Below are 2,216 nucleotides of genomic sequence, written 5' to 3' on the forward strand. Positions count from 1 at the left end.
CGATGCCGAGATCGCGACCCTGCTCGAGCAGGCGGCGCTGCCGAATGGCGAACTGCTGGCGATCTCGGGCGCTTCCGGCGCCCACCTCGCTACCGCCGCCGAAAAAGCCGCGTTCGACGCCAATGCGGCCATCGCGGCACGCGCCTTCTCGACGTTGACCGGCCATATGAAGGAGGCGCAGTTCCCCTTCGCCGTGGCGCTGGCGGCACTCGCCGTCGAGCGTAAGGCCGGCTATCCCGCTTTCGATGCCGCGACCGAGAAGCCGTTTGCCGGCATTCCCACGACCGTGCTTGCAACGGCGATCGGCTATCACCAATTCGAGGGCATGGGGCTGATCAAGGCGGCCTAAGTGACCACCAGGGACAAAGCATGGCCAATCTGAATGACCACATGGGCAGGCCGATCGTCGCCGTCACCGGCATCGGCGTGGTGACGTCGTTGGGCGTCGGCAAGGCCGACAATTGGGCGGCGCTGACCTCCGGCAAGTCCGGCATCCACCCGATCACCCGCTTTCCGGTCGATCATCTGAACACCCGCATCTCCGGCATGGTCGACTTCCTGCCGTCGAGCTCCAAGGGCGCCAGCCCCCTCACCTACGAGTTGGCCGAGACCGCGGCGCAGGAAGCGGTGGCGGAAGCCGGTCTTGACAGCGGCGATTTCAGCGGACCGCTTTTCCTTGCTTCGCCGCCCGTCGAGCTCGACTGGGCCGACCGTTTCTCGCTCTACAATTCCGACAAGCAGGATGCCGGCGCCGAGAGGCTGCTGCGCGTGGCGCGCGCGCTGAAGGAGCTCGACATCTTCGAGACCACCCAGTTCGGTTCGATCGCCGACCGGCTGGCCGACCGTTTCGGCACGCGCGGCCTGCCGATCACGCTGTCGACCGCCTGCGCTTCCGGCGCCACCGCCATCCAGCTCGGCGTCGAGGCGATCCGCCGCGGCGAATGCGACAAGGCGCTGTCGATCGGCGCCGATGGCTCGGCGACCGCCGAGGCGTTGATCCGCTTCTCGCTGTTGTCGGCGCTCTCCACTCACAACGATATTCCGGAAAAGGCGTCGAAGCCTTTTTCCAAGGATCGCGACGGCTTTGTGCTGGCCGAAGGCTCCGGCGCGCTGGTGCTGGAATCGCTGGAAGCTGCTCTTGCCCGCGGCGCCCCTATCCTCGGCATCATGCGCGGCTGCGGCGAAAAGGCCGACGATTTCCACCGCACCCGCTCCAAGCCAGACGGTTCGCCGGCGATCGCGGCGGTGCGCGCCGCGCTTGCCGATGCCGGCCTGAGCGAGGACGAGATTGACTACGTCAACGCGCATGGCACCTCGACGCCGGAAAACGACAAGATGGAGCATCTGTCGCTGTCGACCGTGTTCGGCGGGCGGATCGGCTCGATGCCGATCTCGTCCAACAAGTCGATGATCGGCCACACCCTGTCGGCAGCCGGCGCGGTCGAGGCCGCTTTCTCGCTGATGACGATGCGCGAAAGCGTCATCCCGCCGACCATCAACTACGACAATCCCGACCCGGCGATCGTGCTCGACGTGGTGCCCAACAAGAAGCGTAATGCCGAGGTGGGCACCGTTTTGTCGAACTCCTTCGGCTTCGGCGGCCAGAACACGTGCCTTGTCATGGCGAGGGAACCGGTCTAAGCGGACGTTTTCCCGCTTTTGACGAACTGACAGGCCCCATGCGCGCATTGCAACTTATCGAGGACCGCCGTCTTGAAACGGTGGACCTGCCGCCTCCCCCGCCGCCTTCGCTTGGCGAAGTGACGCTGCGCATCAAGGCGGTGGCGCTGAACCATATCGACGTCTGGGGCTGGCGCGGCATGGCCTTCGCCAAGCGTAAGCTGCCGCTGGTCGTCGGCGCCGAGGCGTCGGGCGAGGTCGACGCCGTCGGCCCCGGCGTCTCCAGCCTCCTGCCGGGGCAATTGGTGTCGATCTATGGCGCGCGCACGTGCGGCCTTTGCCGTGCATGCCGCGAAGGACGCGACAATCTTTGCGAGCACGTCTCCGGCGTTCATGGCTTCCACCTCGACGGCTTCGCGCAAGAGAAGATCAATCTGCCGGCCCGCCTGCTGGTCCCCGCCCCGCCCGGCGTCACCGAGATCGGCGCGGCGGTCGCGCCTGTTACTTTCGGCACGGTCGAGCACATGCTGTTCGACAATGCGAAACTCGAGCCCGGCGAGACGATCCTCGTCCATGCCGGCGGCTCCGGCATCGGC

Annotated in this window: 2 protein-coding genes and 1 pseudogene; all 3 read left to right on the forward strand. The window is 66.4% G+C overall.

All coding sequences use genetic code 11. The annotated features are described in order from the left end of the window. Positions 1-349: pseudogene (locus EN781_RS31120) on the forward strand (beta-ketoacyl-ACP synthase); the annotation flags it as partial. 20 nt (positions 350-369) lie between these two features. Then, complete coding sequence (locus EN781_RS31125; RefSeq protein WP_126054137.1) at positions 370-1,641, forward strand: beta-ketoacyl-ACP synthase; 1,272 nt, start codon at positions 370-372, stop codon at positions 1,639-1,641. 38 nt (positions 1,642-1,679) lie between these two features. Continuing rightward, the coding region (locus EN781_RS31130) for an alcohol dehydrogenase catalytic domain-containing protein (protein ID WP_148669370.1) at positions 1,680-2,216 on the forward strand (537 nt) is incomplete at its 3' end.

It is taken from the genome of Mesorhizobium sp. M4A.F.Ca.ET.090.04.2.1, from assembly GCF_003999085.1.
Classification (GTDB): domain Bacteria; phylum Pseudomonadota; class Alphaproteobacteria; order Rhizobiales; family Rhizobiaceae; genus Mesorhizobium.